The sequence below is a fragment of the Arthrobacter sp. 9E16 genome, from assembly GCF_002929435.1.
Lineage (GTDB): Bacteria > Actinomycetota > Actinomycetes > Actinomycetales > Micrococcaceae > Arthrobacter_B > Arthrobacter_B sunyaminii.
On record NZ_PJIU01000001.1, the window covers coordinates 535867 to 553090 of the forward strand.

Annotated in this window: 19 protein-coding genes and 1 pseudogene; 2 read left to right on the plus strand and 18 right to left on the minus strand. The window is 64.1% G+C overall.

Annotated features, from left to right (window positions below; all coding sequences use genetic code 11):
- Nucleotides 1-124: 124 nt before the first annotated feature.
- The 6 genes from CXR00_RS02500 to CXR00_RS02525 are packed head-to-tail and all read right to left on the minus strand — an operon-like array spanning nucleotide 125 to nucleotide 5352.
- Entirely contained in the window at nucleotides 125-1012 is an 888-nt protein-coding gene (locus CXR00_RS02500; RefSeq protein WP_104052881.1) for a prenyltransferase, read from the minus strand.
- Nucleotides 1009-1374 carry a lycopene cyclase domain-containing protein gene (locus tag CXR00_RS02505; protein WP_104052882.1) on the minus strand — a complete coding sequence of 122 codons (366 nt, stop codon included), beginning with the start codon at nucleotides 1372-1374 and terminating at the stop codon, nucleotides 1009-1011. Before CXR00_RS02505 ends, CXR00_RS02500 begins: the two co-directional genes overlap by 4 nt.
- A complete protein-coding gene (locus tag CXR00_RS02510; protein ID WP_104052885.1) occupies nucleotides 1371-1721 on the minus strand; it encodes a lycopene cyclase domain-containing protein in 351 nt (116 codons plus the stop codon). The genes CXR00_RS02505 and CXR00_RS02510 overlap by 4 nt, the downstream gene beginning before the upstream one ends.
- Complete coding sequence (gene crtI / locus CXR00_RS02515; protein WP_104052887.1) at nucleotides 1721-3373, minus strand: phytoene desaturase family protein; 1653 nt, start codon at nucleotides 3371-3373, stop codon at nucleotides 1721-1723. Before crtI ends, CXR00_RS02510 begins: the two co-directional genes overlap by 1 nt.
- A complete protein-coding gene (locus tag CXR00_RS02520; RefSeq protein ID WP_104052889.1) occupies nucleotides 3370-4281 on the minus strand; it encodes a squalene/phytoene synthase family protein in 912 nt (303 codons plus the stop codon). The genes crtI and CXR00_RS02520 overlap by 4 nt, the downstream gene beginning before the upstream one ends.
- Nucleotides 4282-4284: 3 nt before the next feature.
- Nucleotides 4285-5352 carry a polyprenyl synthetase family protein gene (locus CXR00_RS02525; RefSeq protein ID WP_237685635.1) on the minus strand — a complete coding sequence of 356 codons (1068 nt, stop codon included), beginning with the start codon at nucleotides 5350-5352 and terminating at the stop codon, nucleotides 4285-4287.
- A gap of 35 nt (nucleotides 5353-5387) precedes the next feature.
- On the opposite strand from CXR00_RS02525, the gene idi reads away from it, so the two are divergent.
- Complete coding sequence (gene idi, locus CXR00_RS02530) at nucleotides 5388-5951, plus strand: isopentenyl-diphosphate Delta-isomerase (RefSeq protein ID WP_104052892.1); 564 nt, start codon at nucleotides 5388-5390, stop codon at nucleotides 5949-5951.
- On the opposite strand, the gene CXR00_RS02535 is transcribed toward idi, so the two are convergent.
- Nucleotides 5906-6691: a glycosyltransferase family 2 protein gene (locus CXR00_RS02535; protein WP_104052893.1), complete on the minus strand. Its 786-nt coding sequence runs from the start codon at nucleotides 6689-6691 to the stop codon at nucleotides 5906-5908. The two genes, idi and CXR00_RS02535, sit on opposite strands and share 46 nt — an antisense overlap.
- A gap of 99 nt (nucleotides 6692-6790) precedes the next feature.
- Between CXR00_RS02535 and CXR00_RS02540 the strand changes: the two genes are divergently transcribed.
- Nucleotides 6791-7429, plus strand: coding sequence for a hypothetical protein (locus CXR00_RS02540; RefSeq protein WP_104052894.1), 639 nt, complete (start codon nucleotides 6791-6793; stop codon nucleotides 7427-7429).
- Here CXR00_RS02540 and CXR00_RS02545 read toward each other — a convergent pair.
- From CXR00_RS02545 to CXR00_RS02595, 11 genes and pseudogenes are all read right to left on the minus strand, one after another.
- Nucleotides 7388-8170 (minus strand): ABC transporter permease, encoded by a 783-nt coding sequence (locus CXR00_RS02545; RefSeq protein WP_104052895.1) that lies wholly within the window; start codon nucleotides 8168-8170, stop codon nucleotides 7388-7390. The two genes, CXR00_RS02540 and CXR00_RS02545, sit on opposite strands and share 42 nt — an antisense overlap.
- Nucleotides 8170-8988, minus strand: coding sequence for an ABC transporter permease (locus tag CXR00_RS02550; RefSeq protein WP_104052896.1), 819 nt, complete (start codon nucleotides 8986-8988; stop codon nucleotides 8170-8172). The genes CXR00_RS02545 and CXR00_RS02550 overlap by 1 nt, the downstream gene beginning before the upstream one ends.
- The gene (locus CXR00_RS02555) at nucleotides 8985-9791 is read right to left on the minus strand and encodes an ABC transporter ATP-binding protein (RefSeq protein WP_104053690.1); all 807 of its coding nucleotides are present in this window, start codon (nucleotides 9789-9791) and stop codon (nucleotides 8985-8987) included. The genes CXR00_RS02550 and CXR00_RS02555 overlap by 4 nt, the downstream gene beginning before the upstream one ends.
- Nucleotides 9792-9839: 48 nt before the next feature.
- Complete coding sequence (locus CXR00_RS02560) at nucleotides 9840-10901, minus strand: ABC transporter substrate-binding protein (protein WP_104052897.1); 1062 nt, start codon at nucleotides 10899-10901, stop codon at nucleotides 9840-9842.
- 203 nt (nucleotides 10902-11104) lie between these two features.
- Complete coding sequence (locus CXR00_RS02565; protein WP_104052898.1) at nucleotides 11105-12292, minus strand: TerC family protein; 1188 nt, start codon at nucleotides 12290-12292, stop codon at nucleotides 11105-11107.
- A gap of 164 nt (nucleotides 12293-12456) precedes the next feature.
- A complete protein-coding gene (locus tag CXR00_RS02570; protein ID WP_258060252.1) occupies nucleotides 12457-13092 on the minus strand; it encodes an NTP transferase domain-containing protein in 636 nt (211 codons plus the stop codon).
- Nucleotides 13093-13096: 4 nt separating this feature from the next.
- Nucleotides 13097-13402, minus strand: coding sequence for a DUF4193 domain-containing protein (locus tag CXR00_RS02575; RefSeq protein WP_104052900.1), 306 nt, complete (start codon nucleotides 13400-13402; stop codon nucleotides 13097-13099).
- Nucleotides 13403-13641: 239 nt separating this feature from the next.
- A complete protein-coding gene (locus CXR00_RS02580) occupies nucleotides 13642-14010 on the minus strand; it encodes a YtxH domain-containing protein (RefSeq protein ID WP_104052901.1) in 369 nt (122 codons plus the stop codon).
- A 133-nt stretch (nucleotides 14011-14143) separates the two neighbouring features.
- Nucleotides 14144-14578, minus strand: a complete 435-nt coding sequence (locus CXR00_RS02585) for a DUF779 domain-containing protein (protein WP_258060253.1) — start codon at nucleotides 14576-14578, stop codon at nucleotides 14144-14146.
- Nucleotides 14578-15598 (minus strand): annotated as a pseudogene (gene adhP / locus CXR00_RS02590) (alcohol dehydrogenase AdhP). Before adhP ends, CXR00_RS02585 begins: the two are co-directional and overlap by 1 nt.
- A gap of 60 nt (nucleotides 15599-15658) precedes the next feature.
- Entirely contained in the window at nucleotides 15659-17182 is a 1524-nt protein-coding gene (locus tag CXR00_RS02595) for an aldehyde dehydrogenase family protein (protein ID WP_104052902.1), read from the minus strand.
- Between the last annotated feature and the right edge of the window lie 42 nt (nucleotides 17183-17224).

Here is a 17224-nt window from a genome sequence, read left to right on the forward strand (position 1 = left end):
TGGCGACCGCTTTGGGCGTCGGCGCCCGGTTTGGGAAATCCCTGCCTGTGCGGACCGGAAGGGATTTCCCAAACCGGTTACATCTGCCCAAAACGGAGGGGAAACCTCGGTTGCTGGTGTTTCCCTACCGGTTGGGCCAGTACCAGATGATGAGCATGGTCACGAGGAAGCCGGTAAGGAAATTCAGCTTCAAGAAACGCTTCCAGCCGGCGTTGGCACGCTCCGAATCCGCATCCGAAATACCGAGGAAGGGCAGCAGGTTGAGGATGTACGGCAGCGCCAGCAGGCTTCCGAGCGTTGCCGGCCACGGAGTGAGGAGCATCAGCAGGCCGCCGGCGAGATAGGCTGCGGCGGCAATCCGGACCACTGCTTTGGCGCCGAGGACCGTGGCGATGGAACTGATCCCTCCCTCGCGGTCCGGCACCACGTCCTGCACGGCGCCGAATGCCTGGCTCGCCATCCCCCAGAGGAAAAACGCCCCCAGCACCGCCCACAGCCCCGGCGTGAACACGGCTCCGGCCAGCACCAGCCCGTAGACCGCGGGCGAGACGAAGTGGGTGCTGGACGTGATGGAGTCCAGGAAGGGACGTTCCTTGAACCGCAGCCCGGGGGCGCTGTACGCAATGACGGCAAAGACGCTTACAGCGAGCACCAGCCAGGACAGCGGATTGCCGAGCACGATCAGCGCAACCAGGAACGGAACATTGGTGACGACGGCGGCCCACAGGGTGATCCGGTGGAAGCCGCGGTCCAGGACCGCCCCCTCCACTCCGCCCTTGCGGGGGTTGTGCAGGTCGGATTCGTAGTCGAAAACGTCATTGATGCCGTACATCGCCAGATTGTAGGGAATCAGGAAGTACAGCGTTCCCAGCACCCAGGTCAGGTCAATGCCGCCCGTGGTGATCAGGTAGGCGGCGGCAAACGGATACGCGGTGTTCACCCAGGACAGCGGCCTGGACGAGACCAGCAGCATCCGCAGCGTCGTTCCCGCCGTACGGGTGGTTGTGCTCACTGTTTCTCCTGGGGATTGATGGCGGCGTTGCGGGCCTTCAGGGGGTTCTTCCGTTTTCCAAGGAGCATCCACAGCGCCGGCAGCAGCAGCACGGCGGCAACCGTGTAGGCGAAGTCTTCCAGCGGTGCCCTGCCGATAAAGGCACCCGAGATGCGCTCCGGGTTGTACCAAAACAGTCCCGCGGCGATCATCACGTTGTCGAAAACGGCAGTGAGGAGCAGCAGGACAACAGCGGTGATGCCCAGCGCCGCCAGCACGCCCTTCCGGCCGCCCGCCGTCGTCGTGGTCCGCCGCATCAGTGCTAAGACCAGCACAGCGGCGGCCGGAACCAGGAACACTGCGTTCAATGCCCAGTACGTCACTGTTCCGCCTCCTGCCGGGAAGTGCTGCGCTTTCCGGCGCGGTTCAGCACCAGGGACACCAGGCCAAACAGGACCATGGTCAGGTAGCAGAGGAAGCCGAGGAAAAAGACTTCTTCCACGGGCAGGTGCGGTGCCAGGACAATGCCGAGCATGATCGGTGTTTCACCCCGGTAGAAGATGTCCAGGCCAATGCCGCCCAGGTCCCACAGCAGGAAAAACACCAGCCCGATTGCCGTCACCCAGGAGGCACGCCTGGCGTCCGCGAAGAAGAAGAGCCGAAACCGGTGATCCAGCAGTACCATGCAGCCGATCGACGCGAGCAGCAGGAACAGATAGAGGAATCCCACTAGCCGCGGCCTCCCGGAGCCCGGTCCCCGTGTCCGGACGGCACGGGCAACTCTTCCGTGCTGGTGTCCCCGCGCAGCCGCTTGAGCACCAGTTCTGCACTGATCAGGCACATCGGCAGTCCGATGCCCGGCAGGGTGGAGCCGCCGGCGTAGAGCAGCCCGTCCACCTTGCGGCTCGCATTGGAACCGCGGAAGAACGCGCTTTGCTTGAGCACATGCGCCGGGCCGAGCAGCGTTCCGCGCCAGGAGTTCAGGTCCTGAACAAAGTCCTGCGGGCCCACGGTTCGCCGGACCGTGATGCGCTCGGCGAGGTCCGGGATGTTTGCCCAGTCGGAAATCTGGGCGATGACGGCGTCGGCCATCCGCTCGATCCGTTCGTCGCCGCTGCCGTCCATGCCACCGGCTCCCAGAGCCGGATCGGAGGGAACAGGCACCAGGACGAAGATGTTCTCATAGCCGTCCGGGGCGGCGTCGGGGTCGGTCGCACTGGGGCGGCAGACATAGAGCGACGCCGGATCCGGCACCGAGGTTTCCTTGCCGAAGATCTTCCCGAAGTTCTCTTCCCAGTCCTTGGTGAAGAGCAGCGTGTGGTGGGCCAGGGACGGCAGCGTCCCGCGGACACCCAGGTGCAGCAGCAGCCCGCCGGGGCCGGGGATCCGGTTTTTCCAGTAACGCTCCGGATAGGTCTGCAGGTTCCGGGGCAGCAGCGAAGTTTCGGTATGGTGCAGGTCCGCCGCAGAGACCACCAGATCGGCGTCCAGCACCAGTGCCTGTCCGGCAACATTGGTGTATTCGACGCCGGTGGCCCGCACGCCGGGGCTGCGCCGGAAACGGCTCAGCCGCCCGGCCGGCTCAGGATCCGTGGTGCGGATCCGCGTGACGGTGGCATCGGTACGGATCGTGACGCCCTCCGCGGTGGCCAGATCGGCGATGACGCTGATCAGCCGGGTAAACCCGCCCATCGGATAGAGCACTCCGTCCGCCAGGTCCAGCCGGCTCATCAGGTGGTACATGCTGGGCGTGGTGAATGGGGAGGAGCCCAGGAACACGGCCGGATAGCCCAGGATCTGCCGGATCCGGGGATCGGTGAACTTCTGTGCCACGAAGGAACTCAGCGGCTGCAGCAGCAACTGGGCAAGCCGGGGACCGCGCCTGAGCACGTCGGGGCGCAGCAGCGGCAGGAAGGAAGCGAAGGTCGAATAGAGGAACCGCTTTTTGGCCATGTCATAGACGTCGACGGCGGAATCCAGGTATTTCTCAAGCTTGGCTCCGGCGCCGGGCTCGAGGGATTCAAACAGTTTCACGTTCTCAGCGCGCGTGGCCGCGATGTCGACGGGTTCACCGAAACCTTCAAAGAAGACCCGGTAGCCGGGGTCCAGCTGCACCAGGTCCAGCTGCTCCTCGGCGGATGTGCCCATGAGGCGGAAGAAATGGTCGAAAACCTCGGGCATCAGGTACCAGGAGGGCCCCGTGTCGAAGCTGAAGCCGGCGCTTTGCCAGGTACCGGTGCGTCCCCCCGGGACTGACTGCTGCTCCAGGACGGTGACCCGGAGGCCTTCCCGAGCCAGCAGCGCCGCAGTGGCCAGGCCCGTGATGCCGCCGCCAATCACTACGGCGGTGCGGGGAGGTGCGGATGCGGTCCTGCGGGTCATGGCTGCCTTCCGGCTTCGGTGCCGCGCAGCGCCGGGCGGCGGAGGCGGTGGGTGTAAAGCGTTTGTGCCGCAATGCGCAGCTTCACCGGGTTGGGCACCCGGATGCGGCTGCTGCGCAGCTTCCGGGCGGGTGTGGCCCGCAGTCGGCGCGACAGTTCACTGAACAGTTCCTGCGCCAGCGCCACGGCGGGCCGCGCAGCCGGCGGGAGCTCCGCAATGGACGCTCCGGAGACCAAAAGGTCTGCATCGATGTCATCCAGCAACCGGTGCTTATCCGCTTCGGAGAACGACCCCACGCTGATGCCGGGAAAGTAGCTGCGGCCCAGCGTGTCGAAGTCGTCCGCCAGGTCCCGCAGGAAGTTGACCTTTTGGAAGGCGGCTCCCAGTCGCTGGGCACCTTCCTGCAGGCGTTTGCCCCGCTCCTCGCTGACCTCGGTACCGTGCAGGAAACACTGCAGGCACATCAGTCCGATAACCTCGGCCGAGCCGTAAACATAGTCGTTGAAGGATTCGGCGGTGTGCTCGGTGCGGAGCAGGTCCGCGCGCATGGACCGGAAGAACGGAGTGGTCAGTTCCCCGGTAATGCCGGTGGCGCGGGCGGTCAGGGCGAAGGCGTGCACCACCAGGTTCACGCTGTAACCGGTGTTCAAAGCCTGCCGTGTTTCCGCTTCCAGGGCATCCAGTACGCGGGCAACGTCCTCCGGCGGCAGGGCCGCCTCCGCGGCCACGCCGTCCACGATTTCATCTGCCAGCCGCACCAGCGCGTAGATGGCCTCGATCTGCAGCCGGGTCCGGGGCTGCAGCAGCCGCGAGGCCAGCCCAAAGGATGTGGAGTAGGAACGGATCACCACAGACGCCGTCTCAACGGCGACTTTGTTGTACAGCGAAAGGCCGCTCTGCCTGGCCATCCCCTACCGTCCCCGGTTTACGGCGCCGGCCACGATGCGTTCGAGCACCTGGCGCAGCGGCCCCGGGATGGACGGGCAGTCCAGGTGGGACCGGGCGCGGTCCGCGTATTCCTCCGCCAGGGTCCGGGCGTAGTCACGGGCCCCGGAACTGATCAGCAGTTCCCGTGCGCGGTCCGCTTCCTCGGCGGTAAGATCCGGGCAGCCGATGAGATGGGACAGTTCTTCCCACGACTCACCCTGGGCGGCGTGCGCAATGAGAACCGTCCGCTTTCCCTCCCGCAGATCGCTCAGGTTCGACTTCCCGGTGGCGCTCTCCTTGCCGAAAACACCGAGCAGATCATCGACGAGCTGATAGGCAATTCCAGTGTCCCGGCCAAAGTCGCCCAGCGTTGCGACGGCGTCGTCGTCTGCTCCGGCCAGCACCGCACCAGCCTGCAAAGGTGCTTCGAAGGAGTAGACAGCTGTCTTCAGGCGCTCCATGTCGAGGATCTCGGGGATCTGCGGTGCACCGGGGGAAAAGGAAAAGTCCACGTCGATCAGCTCGCCTGCGGCGGAGGCAAAGACTGCGTCATCCAGGATCGCCGCGAGTCGAAGCCGGGTCTGCTGGTCGGTGTCAACGGTGTCCAGCATCCGGAACGCCCCGATCAGTGCCAGGTCTCCGGCGATGATTCCCGCTGACATGCCCCGGTGCCGAGCGGATTCCGGTGTCTGCCCGGCTGTCTGTGCCAGGGCCCGGTAGGTGCCCGAAACATTCTCGTGTCCGCGCCGCATGAAATCCAGGTCGATGACGTCATCGTGGATGATCAGCGCCGTGTGCAGCAGCTCAAAGGCCGCACCCACCCGGGCCGCCGCTTCCGTGTTCGTCCCGCCCAGATGATGATAAGCAGTCATCAGGATTCCAGGGCGGACGCGTTTGCCGCCCACCGTGGATTTCTCCAATGTGTCCCACAGGCTAAGGTAGCTGGGACTAAGTTTGGCTGCACGAAGCTTTGCCTGGGAAAAGAATTCACGCAGGACACCTTCCACCTGCTCGTATCCGACGGCTGGGTCAAGCAGTGGTTCGGTCTCCATAGGTCCAGTAAACACGGTGAGTATACGGAGGAGAAATGTCGCAACGCGGGGAACTCGTAGTTCTCGTGGATTCGGATGGCACGCCCGTCGGAACGCAGGAAAAATCAACGGTCCACACAACTAATACGCCCCTGCATTTGGCGTTTTCCACTCATGTGTTTAACCGCGCCGGACAAATGCTCGTAACCCGGCGGGCCTTAAGCAAGCTGACGTGGCCGGGAGTGTGGACCAATTCCTTCTGCGGGCATCCCGGTCCCGGCGAAGCCACAGAAGACGCCGCCATCCGCCGGGCGGACAGGGAGCTGGGCCTGACACTGGTCCGGGACCAGCTTGACCTTCGGCTGCCGGATTTCCGCTACCGCGCGGTGGATGCCTCAGGAATCGTGGAGCACGAGATCTGTCCTGTCTACACGGCGGTCACGGACGCAGATCCCGTGCCTGCTGCGGACGAAGTCATGGACTGGAAGTGGGCGGATCCGCTCGCGCTGGCCGAGGCCGTGCGCCTGACCCCATGGGCCTTCAGCCCCTGGCTGGTGCTGCAGTTGCCCCTGCTCTATCCGGAGGTATTCGCGGGCCGCGGTTCCTCCGTGCCGGCATAGGCCGCAAAGGAGAGCCGGCGGGGCCAGCGAACCCACGGCGCTTCAGCGGGCCAGTGTGCCCACAGGGTGTGAAAGGCCCGGCGGAAACGGCGGATGACGTTCGCGGTTCCGATCAGCGCCCGCGGGGCCATGCCCACCACTAAGGTTCGTTCAAAGCGGCACCGGTAGCGCTGGCCCATATGCAGACTGAGGCAGACGTCGTCGTGCATTTCCGGATCGCTGCGGTGCACCTCGGAACGGATCTCACACCACGCTGAACGGCGCAGGGCGAGGTTGGAGCCGAAGAGCGGCAGATGCCCCATGGCAAGACCCATGGCCAGGTAATAGGACCCGAGGTACAACACACTGAGCACAGCGCCAACCGGCCTGCGGAATCCGTAGAAGGAACCGGGCCCGGAGAGCGCCGCGAGGGCGGGATCGGCGCGGAAGGATTGTGCTATCTGCTGAATCCAGTCCGGCGGCAGCACGCAGTCGGCGTCGCACCGCGCAATGATGTCTCCTGTCGCGGCGTCGTAGCCGGCGGCAGCTGCGGCCGGAATTCCGCGTTCCCCCTCAAACACCACGCGGGCACCAAACCGGCGTGCGACGGCGGCGCTGGCATCAGTGCTGTTGTTGTCCACCACCACGATTTCAAGCGGCGGCACCGATTGTCCGGCGAGGGAGGCCAAGCACCCCTGGAGGGCGGCCGCGTCATTCAAACAGGGGATCACCACGCTGACTGAGGGCAGGGCGGCAGACATGGGGGAAGTCTACCGGGACCGGCATCCGTCTGGGACACGGCGGACCTCCCGGATGCTGCTCGTCTGCCGCCGGGCTGCACGCTGCGCTACCGTGAATTCATGATTGACGCCCTCCTCCGCCGTCCCGCGGGTTCCGGAGAGTTCTTCGCTGACGGGGTGCGCCTGGCCGTCCTGTTCAGCCTCGCTGCAGCTCTCCTCTGGTACGGCCCGGTGGACGTGGCCCTGTTTTTCCTCGTTCTGGGGGGAACGCTGGTCTCACGTTCCCTGAACATCTCCCGGCTTTTTGACGGGCTCTACGGGCTGACGCTGCTGGCCGCGGCATGGAGCAGCGTCCTGGACGTGTACGCGCGGGTGGGCTGGTGGGACCTTCCGGTGCACTTCGCCGCCACCGGCGTCATAGCCGGCATGACGTACTTCCTGCTGTCCCGCCTCGGTGTGATTTCCGTTCCCGAGCGTCGCCCCGCACCTGCCGCAGCCCGGCTGGCCGTGCCGGTGCTGGTTTTCGCCCTGGGGCTGGCCGTGAGCGTGTTGTGGGAACTGGGCGAGTGGTGGGGCAACTCCTTTGTGGACGCCGCCATCAACGTGGGCTACCAGGACACCATGGGTGACCTGGTAGCCGGCGGATTGGGCTCGCTGCTCGCCGGCGTCGTGATGGATCAGATGATCCGGCGGAACCCGGAATCAGCAGCTCCCGCATCAGGTTCCGGTTCGGCGCTGCAGCGCCGCCTCCACCGCTGATACCAGCGCGTAAAGCACGATCGACGCAAGGGTCACGACGACGACGCCGGCCCAGACCTGGTCATACCGGGCACGGGAAACGGCTGATACGATCCCGTAGCCTATCCCCTGGCCGGTTGCCAGCCATTCGGCCAGCAGCGCTCCCGTCAGTGCTCCCGGAATCGACACCCGCAGAGCCGTGAAAAAAGCCGGCGCAGCGGAGGGCAGTGCCACCTTCCGGAAGGCGTCCAGCCGGCTGCCGCCGTAGACCTGGACAACCTCCAGCATGGCCGGCGAGGCAGATCGAAGTCCGAACACCATCGTGACCAGTGCAGGGAAGAGCACCACGATGCCGCCCATGGCAGCCACTGCGGCTTCCTGCCGGCCAAAAATCAGGATGATCATGGGAGCCAGCGCCACCAGCGGCACCGACCGAAGAAGCATGGCCAGGGGCATCAGGGCTTGTTCCACTCCTCGGAAGACCGTGAAAAGGCAGGCCACGACGGCGGCGGCGAGCATTCCCGCGGCGAACCCCATTCCGGCGTCCAGCAGGGTCTGGCCCAGCTGCCCCATGATGAGGGCCCGGTTTTCCGCTGAATCCGGATCACGGAGCAAATAGCTGTAAACGTCCCAGGGACCCTTGCCGATGTAGGCCGAAACCTCGAAAACGCGCAGCAGCCCAACCCACAGCGCCCCGACAACGGCTAGGGACAGGACAAGACCGAACAGCATCTTCCCCGTAGACCGGAGCACCCCGCGCATCAGGACCCTCCGGCCCGGACGCCGGAAGCCCAAGGTGCAGCGAACCGGGAGAGGAGTCCCAGCACGGCGTACGCTCCCCCGGCCAGGGCGGCACAGGCAAAGGCAATTCCCCAGACCCGGGCTACTTCCAGGGTTTGTTGGGCGTTGACCATTGCCGGTCCCAGCCCGCGGTCCACTCCCCCGACATACTCGCCCAGGATGGCGCCCAGCAACGCGGCCGGGGCCGCGATTTTAAAGGCCGCCAAGACCGCCGGGAGGGCCGCAATGATGCGGACTTTCATGAGTTGGTGGATCCTGCGGCCGCCGAACACCGCCACAATATCCAGGCAGGACCGGTCGGCCGCCTTCAACCCGGCGAGGGCACTGACCATAGTGGTGAAGAAGACGGACAGGGCAGCCAGTGCGACGGCGGTGCCTGAGGGATCACCGGAGCGCGGAGGTCCCACGACGATGAAGATCACCGGGCCGACGGCCACCACCGGCAGGCAGTAACTAATGACGGCCAGCTGCGTTGCCAGGCGTTCCAGCGGCGGAACCAGCAGCACCAGGAACGCCAACAGCAAAGCCAGGGCGTTGCCCCACGCGTAGCCGGCACCGGCTTCGAGCAGGGTCACTGCGGCGTTCCGCCAGTAAAACCCCCATCCGTCAGCTCCCATTTGGCTCAACACCTGCCAGGGTGTGGGTATGGCTCCTGTGCCGCCCCCGGCCGGGGCCCCGACACCGCGCAGGAATGTGGCGGCGCCGATCCACCACAGCGCCAGTGCAGCGCCCGCCCCGGACAGGCCCACGGCCCAATGCGGAAGCTGTAGGCGTCTCACGGGGTCTCCCCGGACGCCGGACCGCTGAACAGCAGTTCTGAAGCATGGTCATGCAGGGCGTGGAATTCAGGGGTGCGCATCATGTCCGGAGTGCGCGGCCGCGGCAGGTCCACGGTGATGACTTCCTTGATCCGTCCCGGCCGCGGGCTCATGACCGCAACGGTGTCAGAGAGGAAAATGGCTTCGGAGATACCGTGGGTGACCATCAGCGTGGTGGCAGGTTTCTCGGTCCAGATTCGCAGCAGTTCCAGGTTCAGCCGCTGGCGGGTCATGTCATCCAGTGCTCCGAAGGGTTCATCCAGGAGCAGGACGGAAGGTTTCAGGACCAGGGCCCGCGCAATCGAGACGCGCTGGCGCATTCCGCCGGAAAGCTGTGCCGGGCGGGCCTTCTCAAACCCGTTCAGCCCCACGAGGCTGATCAGTTCACGGATATACGCGTCATCAGCGGGCAGCCCCGAGACTTCGAGCGGCAGCCGGATGTTGGTGTAGACGCTGCGCCACGGCAACAGGGCCGAATCCTGGAAGGCGATGCCCAGTTCGTGTCCGCGGCGAAGATCCTGCGGGGATTTTCCGTCCACCAGCACTTCACCGGTGGTGGGGGTTTCCAGCCCGGCCAGGATCCGGAGCACGGTGGATTTGCCGCAGCCCGATGGTCCGAGCAGAGAGAGGAACGAGCCCCGTTCGGTCATGAGATTGGCAGCTTCCAAAGCCGTGACCTTCTGCCGGCCGGAGATGAAGGTCTTGCCCAGGTCTGCGAGCCGGATTCCCGTTCCTGACCGGGACCCCGCGGATTCCGGTTGCACCAATGTGCCTGCGGGCGGCACTGCGGCAGCCACGAAGTCCCGGCGCAATTACTTCAGCTCCGGATTTTCTTCGTAAACCTCCGCCAGCAGGCTCATGTCAAAGACGTCTTCGGCAGCGAGGTCATAGCCGGCCAGCTTCAGGATCGAGAGGTTCTCTTCGATCAGGGAATCAGAGATGGTGAAGAGACCATTGGTTTCGGTCTCCTCGGTAACCACCAGCTTGGTGTTCTGCTCTTCGGCCTGCATCTTCTCCTTGGCCATGTCCAGGTTCAGGTCGGCACCGTAGACTTCCACAGCCAGACGTGCCGATTCCTCCGCATCCGCCACGGCGTCCTTCCAGCCGCGCAGTGTGGCACGCAGGAAATCCTTGAGCTCTTCGCGGCGGTCCGCGATGCTCTCATCCGTGGTGACAAAGCTCTCCGCAACAAAGGGCAGTCCGTTGTCCGCGAAGGGCAGCACTGCCGTCGCGTGGCCGGCCAGTTCCAGGGTCAGCACCTCGTTGGTCAGGTAACCGAAGAAGCCGTCCACATCGCCGTTGACGAGAGGCTGGGGATCATATTGGACCGGCACCTTCTCGACCGTCCCGGCATCGATGCCGTTGACTTCCAGCAGAGCGTCGAACAGGGTCTCGTTGACCCCGGCCTGCACGCCTATCCGCTGGCCTAGCAGGTCTTCCGGGGCGGTTATCGGGTTGCCGTCCAAAGAAATGATGACAAACGGATTCTTCTGGTACGTGGTGCCGATGATTTTCAGCGGCGCGTCTTCCTCCACAATGACCGGTGCAACACCCATGGGGCTCGAGGTGCCCACCAGGGCCCCGCCGGATAGGAGCATGGTTTCCGTGGACGTGCCGCCCGGTCCGCCGGCAATCAGGTTCAGCTCGCTGAAGCCCTCCTCGGCGTAGTAGCCGTTCGCGTCGGCGAAGTACTCTCCGGCGAACTCCGCGTTCTTGATCCAGGACAGGTTCATGTCCAGGGTGCCGTAGTCGCCGGCATCTGTGCCGGCCTCCGCCTCGGACCCCGTGCAGGCGGTGACCAGAAGCAGGCTGGATGCGGCCAGAGCGGCAAGGGCTGGCGTGAAACGTCGTGTTGGCCGGGAGGTAAGGCTCATCGGTATCAAGCTTTCCGTAGGCGAATAAGTCCTGAGCCTAGGAACGCATTGTTACCACCGGCGTACTTTCCTCGTTACGTTGCGGTAAACGGGCAGGCCGGCGCTTGCGCCCCGCCCGTCCGTGCCCGTTGAATCCGCGGCCAGGCACAAAAAAGTCCGGACGGGGCCCTGCGCCCCGTCCGGACTTTGATCCTGCTATGCGGTTACTTGCTGATGTACTTCGCGTGCGCCTCGTGCGCCCGGGCTACCTCTGCCCGGATCTCCTCGATGTCCTTGACCTTGTTCCGGTATTTGAGGTCCATCCCGGCGATCTGCCGTTCTTCCTCGCAGAGCGCGGTGTAGATACGTTCCCGTTCGCCTTCATCCGTCGTGTAGGACAGGTCCAGGTAGGCGTTGGCGTGGCGGCGGGCATTGTTCACGGCCGTTTGGGCCTTGCCGGCCGGGCTGACCAGCGACGCGATGATCGTGACCGTCAGGACCCCGATGATCACACCGAGGGACAGTCCCGTGCCGATCTCGATGACCTCCACATGCTCGCCGTTGTTGATGAACCACAGCGTGTTTTCGTGCAGTGCATGCAGCACCAGCTTCACGCCGATGAAGGCGAGAATGGCGGCCAGACCGTAGGAAAGGTAGATCAGGCGGTCCAGCAGTCCGTCGATGAGGAAGTAGAGCTGGCGCAGGCCCATCAGGGAGAACGCGGTGGCGGTGAAGACAATGAACGTGCTCTGGGTCAGGCCGAAGATGGCCGGAATGGAGTCCAGGGCGAAGAGAATATCGGTTCCGCCGATGGCCACCATGACCAGCAGCATGGGGGTGAGGACCTTCTTGCCGTTCTCCACCGTGACGAGCTTGTCGCCGTCGTAATGGTCGGTGGTGGGCAGCACACGTTTGGCGATGCGGATGATGAAGTTGTTTGCCTCATCCTTTTCGCTGTTCTCGGGCTTGAGCAGATTGCCGGCCGTGATCAGCAGGATCAGGCCGAACAGGTAGAAGATCCACGAGAAGGAGTTGATCAGCGCCGCGCCCAGGAAGATGAACCCGGTCCGCGCGATCAGGGCGAAGACGATGCCGAAGAGCAGCACCTTCTGCTGGTCTTCGCGGGGCACCCGGAAGCTGGCCATGATGATGAGGAAGACAAAGAGGTTGTCCACTGAGAGAGCCTTCTCAGTGATGTATCCGGCGAAATACTCACTGCCGGCGGTGGCTCCGCCGAAGACCAGGACCAGGACGCCGAAGACGAGAGCCAGACCCACATAGATGGAAGACCAGACAGCGGCTTCCTTGAGCGTGGGAATATGCGCCTTGCGGATGTGGAAGAAATAATCGAAGGCCAGCAGGCCCAGAATGACGGCAATCGTCACTCCCCAGATCAAGGGGGAAACAGTCATGGAAATCCGCTTTCGTAGGGTCGTCAGAGAACCATAGGTCTCTCCGGCAACCCTGAACAGGTGCCCGCTGCATCCGGCGGGGGCATCGGTGCCCAGCGTGTTGACGGATAACGGCGAGGTGGATACTCCCCTACGAAGGGATCAGTCTAACGGGTTTGGAAGCGTTACTGCCACTCATTGTTCGCGGGGATCTCCAGAAGCGGCAGGTCAGCCGGGGTGTCAACGTCCAAACCATCAGAAAGATCAGAGCAGTTGACGACGTCGATCAGTGCGGGATTGGCGTGCAGGTACGCTCTGGCGCCGGCGTCTCCAGCCGCCGTCTTCGCCGCAGCGGCGGCCAGGACCGGGTCAAAGACCAGCGGATGGCCGCGGCGAAGATCGGCTGACCCGGGCTGCCGGTAGCCGGCGGCGGTGATACGGCCGGGTTGATGGCTTGCAATCAACCGGCCGACGACGGCGGCGCTCACCCCGGGCTGGTCGCCGAGTGCCACCAGCAGCGCTTGTGCGCCGGGGTGGTCCGCCAGTACGGCGTTAACGCCTCGGCTAAAGGAGGATCCCAGTCCGGTTTCCCAGGACGGGTTGGTAACTATTCCGGCCCGGTCCAGCCGCGCATGGGCCAGCACCCGGTCGGCTTGGGCCCCAAGGACCACGGTAATGTCAGTGCAGCCGCCGCTGCGAAGCTGCGTGAGGATGTGTTCAATCAGCGGTCTGCCCCGGAAGGACAGCAGTGCTTTGGTGCCCAGACCCAAACGGGTGCCCGCCCCGGCAGCCAGCACAAGGCCAACCACCGGGACGGGCACGATGTCAGCCTTCGCAGTCAGAGCAGTACTTCATGCCGTTCTTTTCCAGGGCCACCTGGGAGCGGTGGCGGACCAGGAAGCAGGAGGCGCAGGTGAATTCGTCGTCCTGCGCCGGAACCACGCGGACCAGCAGTTCCTCGCCGGAGAGGTCAGCGCCGGGGAGTTCAAAACTCTCCGCGGCCTCCGTTTCATCAACGTCTACGGCGGTGGCGGACGGGGTCACACTGCGCTGGGCCTGCAGTTCTTCAAGGGACGCGGTGGATGCTCCGTCGTCCTCGGTCTTGCGCGGTGCGTCGTAATCTGTCGCCATCTTCCTTGGCTCACACTCCTATTTTCAGCTCATTGTCGGATCCGGCCTTGATCGTAACGGATGGACGGCAACTCCCCTGCCTCCAAGGGCAACAATCCGGACATATTCGCCGCAGGCCGAATCAGGTGCAGCCCGCCGTGCGCCCGGGGCAGGTCCGGCACCCTGCCGCGCCGGCCCCGGGCATGCCAAAGGGGCGCCCCGTTTCCGGAACGCCCCTTCGAATTATCCGTGTAGTTTGGCTACGGCTTCTTGGGCTCGGGCTGCACTTCGGCCGGAGCCATGGTGTGGTTACCACCCGTGGTGAAGGATCCATTGGAAGCGGAACCGGTTCCGCTCGCTTCAGCGGGCTTGGAAGCGGACGAGCCTGCCGATGAGGCGGGCTTACCGGAATCCGATGAATGCGAGACCTTGTCCTTGGCAGTGGAAGTAACCTCGGACACCTTCTCCTGCAGTCCGGGTGCCTTCTCCTTTGCCCACTCCGTGCCGTGGGAAACAGTTTCCTGGACCTTGGGGTCCTTCCAAAGTTCCATCAGCTTTTCGCGGCCGGCCTTGGAACCGAGCAGGTAGCCAACGCCTGCGCCGGCCAGAAATACGAACTTCTTAACCATGGTGCTCCTCATTCCTGCCCCCGTGAGGGGCATTGCGAATACCGTCTGGGTGTTCATACGCACACTACCGCCGGAAGCGGAAGAATCAACAGCAACCTTACTATGTCCGGACCGGTTCCGCTTACCGGTGTGCCTAGCTGCCCATCAGGCGGGACCGGATGAGGAACCGCTTGCCCTCCGGAGCTTCAACAGAGAAGCCGCTCCCCCGGCCCGGGACCACGTCGACCGTAAGGTGAGTGTGCTTCCAGTACTCGAACTGCTCCAGGGACATCCAGAAGTCCAGTTGTTCCCCGGGCGCCACTTCAAAGGTCCCCAGCAACACGTCCGCTTCAGAGGTGATGAAGTCCCCGGCCGGATAGCACATCGGTGATGAGCCGTCGCAGCAGCCGCCCGATTGATGGAACATCAGCGGGCCGTGCTGTTCCCGCAGCTGCAGCAGGAGCTGGTGCGCAGCAGGCGTCAACGCCACCCGGGAAAAGTTCTCCCCGGGCAGCGTGACGGCGGCCTCCAGCGCCCCTGCAGACACGATGGCGGCGCGGTTGGAGCCTGCTTCCTGGTTTGCAACCATCAGTACTGGACAACCACCCGTCCGTCGACTTTGCCCTGCTCCAGCTCCTCCATCACGGCGTTGATCTCCTCAAGGTTCCGGGTGCTCACCTTCGGATGGATGAGGCCGCGGTCGTAGAAGTCGATCGCCTCGGCAAGGTCCTGCCGGGTGCCCACAATCGAGCCGCGGATGGTGAGTCCCTTGAGCACAATGTCAAAGATGGGTGCCGGAAAATCTCCCGGCGGAAGGCCGTTGAAGACAATGGTGCCGCCGCGCCGTGCCATGCCAATGGCCTGTCCGAATGCCGAGGGATGGACCGCTGTAACCAGCACGGCATGGGCACCGCCAATCTTGGACTGGATTGCCTCGACGGGATCCTCGGTGCGTGCATTGACCACCACTTCGGCGCCGAATGACGTGGCGAGCTCCAGCTTGTCGTCAGCGATGTCCACTGCGGCAACCCGCAGCCCCATGGCTTTGGCATATTGAACCGCGATATGGCCCAGCCCGCCAACGCCGGAGATCACCACCCATTGCCCGGGCCGTGCTTCGCTGACCTTCAGCCCCTTGTAGACGGTCACTCCGGCGCACAGGATCGGCGCAATCTCCACCGGGTCCGCGCCCTTGGGGATGCGGGCGGCAAATTTGGCGTCAACCAGCATGTACTGACCGAAGGATCCGTCGACTGTGTAGCCGCCGTTCTGCTGCTGCTCGCACAGCGTTTCCCACCCGGTGCGGCAGAATTCACAAACACCGCAGGCAGACCACAGCCAGGCGTTGCCCACCATGTCCCCCAGGGCGACATCCCGTAACGCCGTCTCCCACAGCAACAACCTCCCCGACGCCCTCGTGGCCGGGGATGAAGGGCGGAGTGGGTTTCACCGGCCAGTCACCCTGGGCAGCGTGAAGGTCAGTGTGGCAGACGCCGGTGGTGACCAGCTTGACCAGCACCTGTCCCGGTCCCGGGTCCGGGACCGCCACTTCTTCCACTGACAGTTCCTGTCCAAGCTCGTTGACTACGGCTGCTTGCATGTTTGCCATTCGGTCCTCATCTCCTTGATCCGCGCGGGTGTAGTTCAGCGTAGGTTCGACCGTCCGGGGTTAGAAGAAGCCCTGCTTGTTTTCGGCGTAGCTGACCAGCAGGTTCTTGGTCTGCTGGTAGTGGTCCAGCATCATGGCGTGGTTCTCTCGTCCGATGCCGGAGGACTTGTAACCGCCAAACGCCGCGTGTGCGGGATAGGCATGGTAGTTGTTCACCCATACCCGGCCGGCCTGGATGTCCCGGCCGGCGCGGTACGCGGTGTTGCCGTTGCGGGACCATACGCCGGCTCCGAGGCCGTAGAGGGTGTCGTTGGCGATGGCCAGGGCTTCGCCGTAGTCGGAGAAGCGGGTCACCGAGACCACCGGGCCGAAGATCTCCTCCTGGAAGATGCGCATGTTGTTGGTGCCTTCAAACACGGTGGGCTTCACGTAAAAACCGCCGGCGAGATCGCCGTCGAGCATTAGACGCTCCCCGCCGGTGAGCACTTTTGCGCCTTCCTGATGCGCAATGTCCATGTAGGAGAGGATCTTTTCCAACTGGTCGTTGGACGCCTGCGCACCGACCATGGTGTTGGTGTCCAGCGGATTGCCCTGGATCATCTGCGCGGTGCGGGCCAGCGCATCGGACATGAAAGAGTCGTAAATGGAGTCCTGGACCAGCGCCCGTGAGGGGCAGGTGCACACTTCACCCTGGTTCAGGGCAAACATGTTGAACCCTTCCAGTGCCTTGTCGTAGAAGGCGTCATCCTCCTGGGCGACGTCGGCGAAGAAGATGTTCGGGCTCTTGCCGCCCAGCTCGAGGGTGACCGGAATGAGGTTCTGGCTCGCGTACTGCATGATCAGCCGGCCGGTGGTGGTTTCACCGGTGAAGGCGATCTTGCGGATCCGCTTTGAGGATGCCAGCGGCTTGCCGGCCTCCACGCCAAAGCCGTTGACCACGTTGAGCACACCGGCGGGCAGAATGTCCGCGAGCAGTTCCATGAGGACCATGATCGAGGCCGGGGTCTGCTCGGCCGGCTTCAGGACGATGGCGTTGCCCGCGGCAAGCGCCGGAGCCAGTTTCCAGACAGCCATGAGGATGGGGAAGTTCCACGGGATGATCTGTCCCACCACACCCAGCGGTTCGTGGAAGTGGTAAGCCGTGGTGTTGTCGTCAATCTGGGAGAGCGTGCCTTCCTGCGCGCGGACGGCTCCGGCAAAATAGCGGAAGTGGTCAACGGCCAGCGGCATATCCGCGGCCAGCGTCTCACGGACGGGCTTGCCGTTGTCCCAGGTCTCGGCAACAGCCAGCAGCTCCAGGTTTTCTTCGATGCGGTCGGCGATGCGGTTCAGGATCTGTGCCCGCTCCGCCACCGAAGTCTTGCCCCATGACGGAGCGGCCTTGTGCGCCGCGTCCAGGGCCAGGTCAATGTCCTCTGACGTACCCCGGGCCACTTCGCAGAACACCTTTCCGGTGACCGGAGAAACGTTTTCAAAGTACCCGCCCTTGACCGGGGGCACCCATTCGCCGCCAATCCAGTTCTCGTATCGGGGCTTGAAGGAAAGCTTGGAGCCCTCGGTGCCGGGCTGTGCATATACAGTCATGTTGCGCTCCTGGAGTTGTGACGTCGGTGTCTTTTCCGTCGG

Excerpts from the sequence above, each read along its gene's own strand:
- CXR00_RS02520 (WP_104052889.1), bottom strand. The coding sequence starts at position 4,281 with ATGGCCAGGCAGAGCGGCCTTTCGCTGTACAACAAAGTCGCCGTTGAG.
- CXR00_RS02580 (WP_104052901.1), bottom strand. The coding sequence starts at position 14,010 with ATGGTTAAGAAGTTCGTATTTCTGGCCGGCGCAGGCGTTGGCTACCTG.
- CXR00_RS02545 (WP_104052895.1), bottom strand. The coding sequence starts at position 8,170 with ATGCGCGGGGTGCTCCGGTCTACGGGGAAGATGCTGTTCGGTCTTGTC.
- CXR00_RS02575 (WP_104052900.1), bottom strand. The coding sequence starts at position 13,402 with ATGGCGACAGATTACGACGCACCGCGCAAGACCGAGGACGACGGAGCA.
- CXR00_RS02525 (WP_237685635.1), bottom strand. The coding sequence starts at position 5,352 with ATGGAGACCGAACCACTGCTTGACCCAGCCGTCGGATACGAGCAGGTG.
- crtI (WP_104052887.1), bottom strand. The coding sequence starts at position 3,373 with ATGACCCGCAGGACCGCATCCGCACCTCCCCGCACCGCCGTAGTGATT.
- CXR00_RS02585 (WP_258060253.1), bottom strand. The coding sequence starts at position 14,578 with ATGGTTGCAAACCAGGAAGCAGGCTCCAACCGCGCCGCCATCGTGTCT.
- CXR00_RS02535 (WP_104052893.1), bottom strand. The coding sequence starts at position 6,691 with ATGTCTGCCGCCCTGCCCTCAGTCAGCGTGGTGATCCCCTGTTTGAAT.
- CXR00_RS02560 (WP_104052897.1), bottom strand. The coding sequence starts at position 10,901 with ATGAGCCTTACCTCCCGGCCAACACGACGTTTCACGCCAGCCCTTGCC.
- idi (WP_104052892.1), top strand. The coding sequence starts at position 5,388 with ATGTCGCAACGCGGGGAACTCGTAGTTCTCGTGGATTCGGATGGCACG.
- CXR00_RS02595 (WP_104052902.1), bottom strand. The coding sequence starts at position 17,182 with ATGACTGTATATGCACAGCCCGGCACCGAGGGCTCCAAGCTTTCCTTC.
- CXR00_RS02540 (WP_104052894.1), top strand. The coding sequence starts at position 6,791 with ATGATTGACGCCCTCCTCCGCCGTCCCGCGGGTTCCGGAGAGTTCTTC.
- CXR00_RS02565 (WP_104052898.1), bottom strand. The coding sequence starts at position 12,292 with ATGACTGTTTCCCCCTTGATCTGGGGAGTGACGATTGCCGTCATTCTG.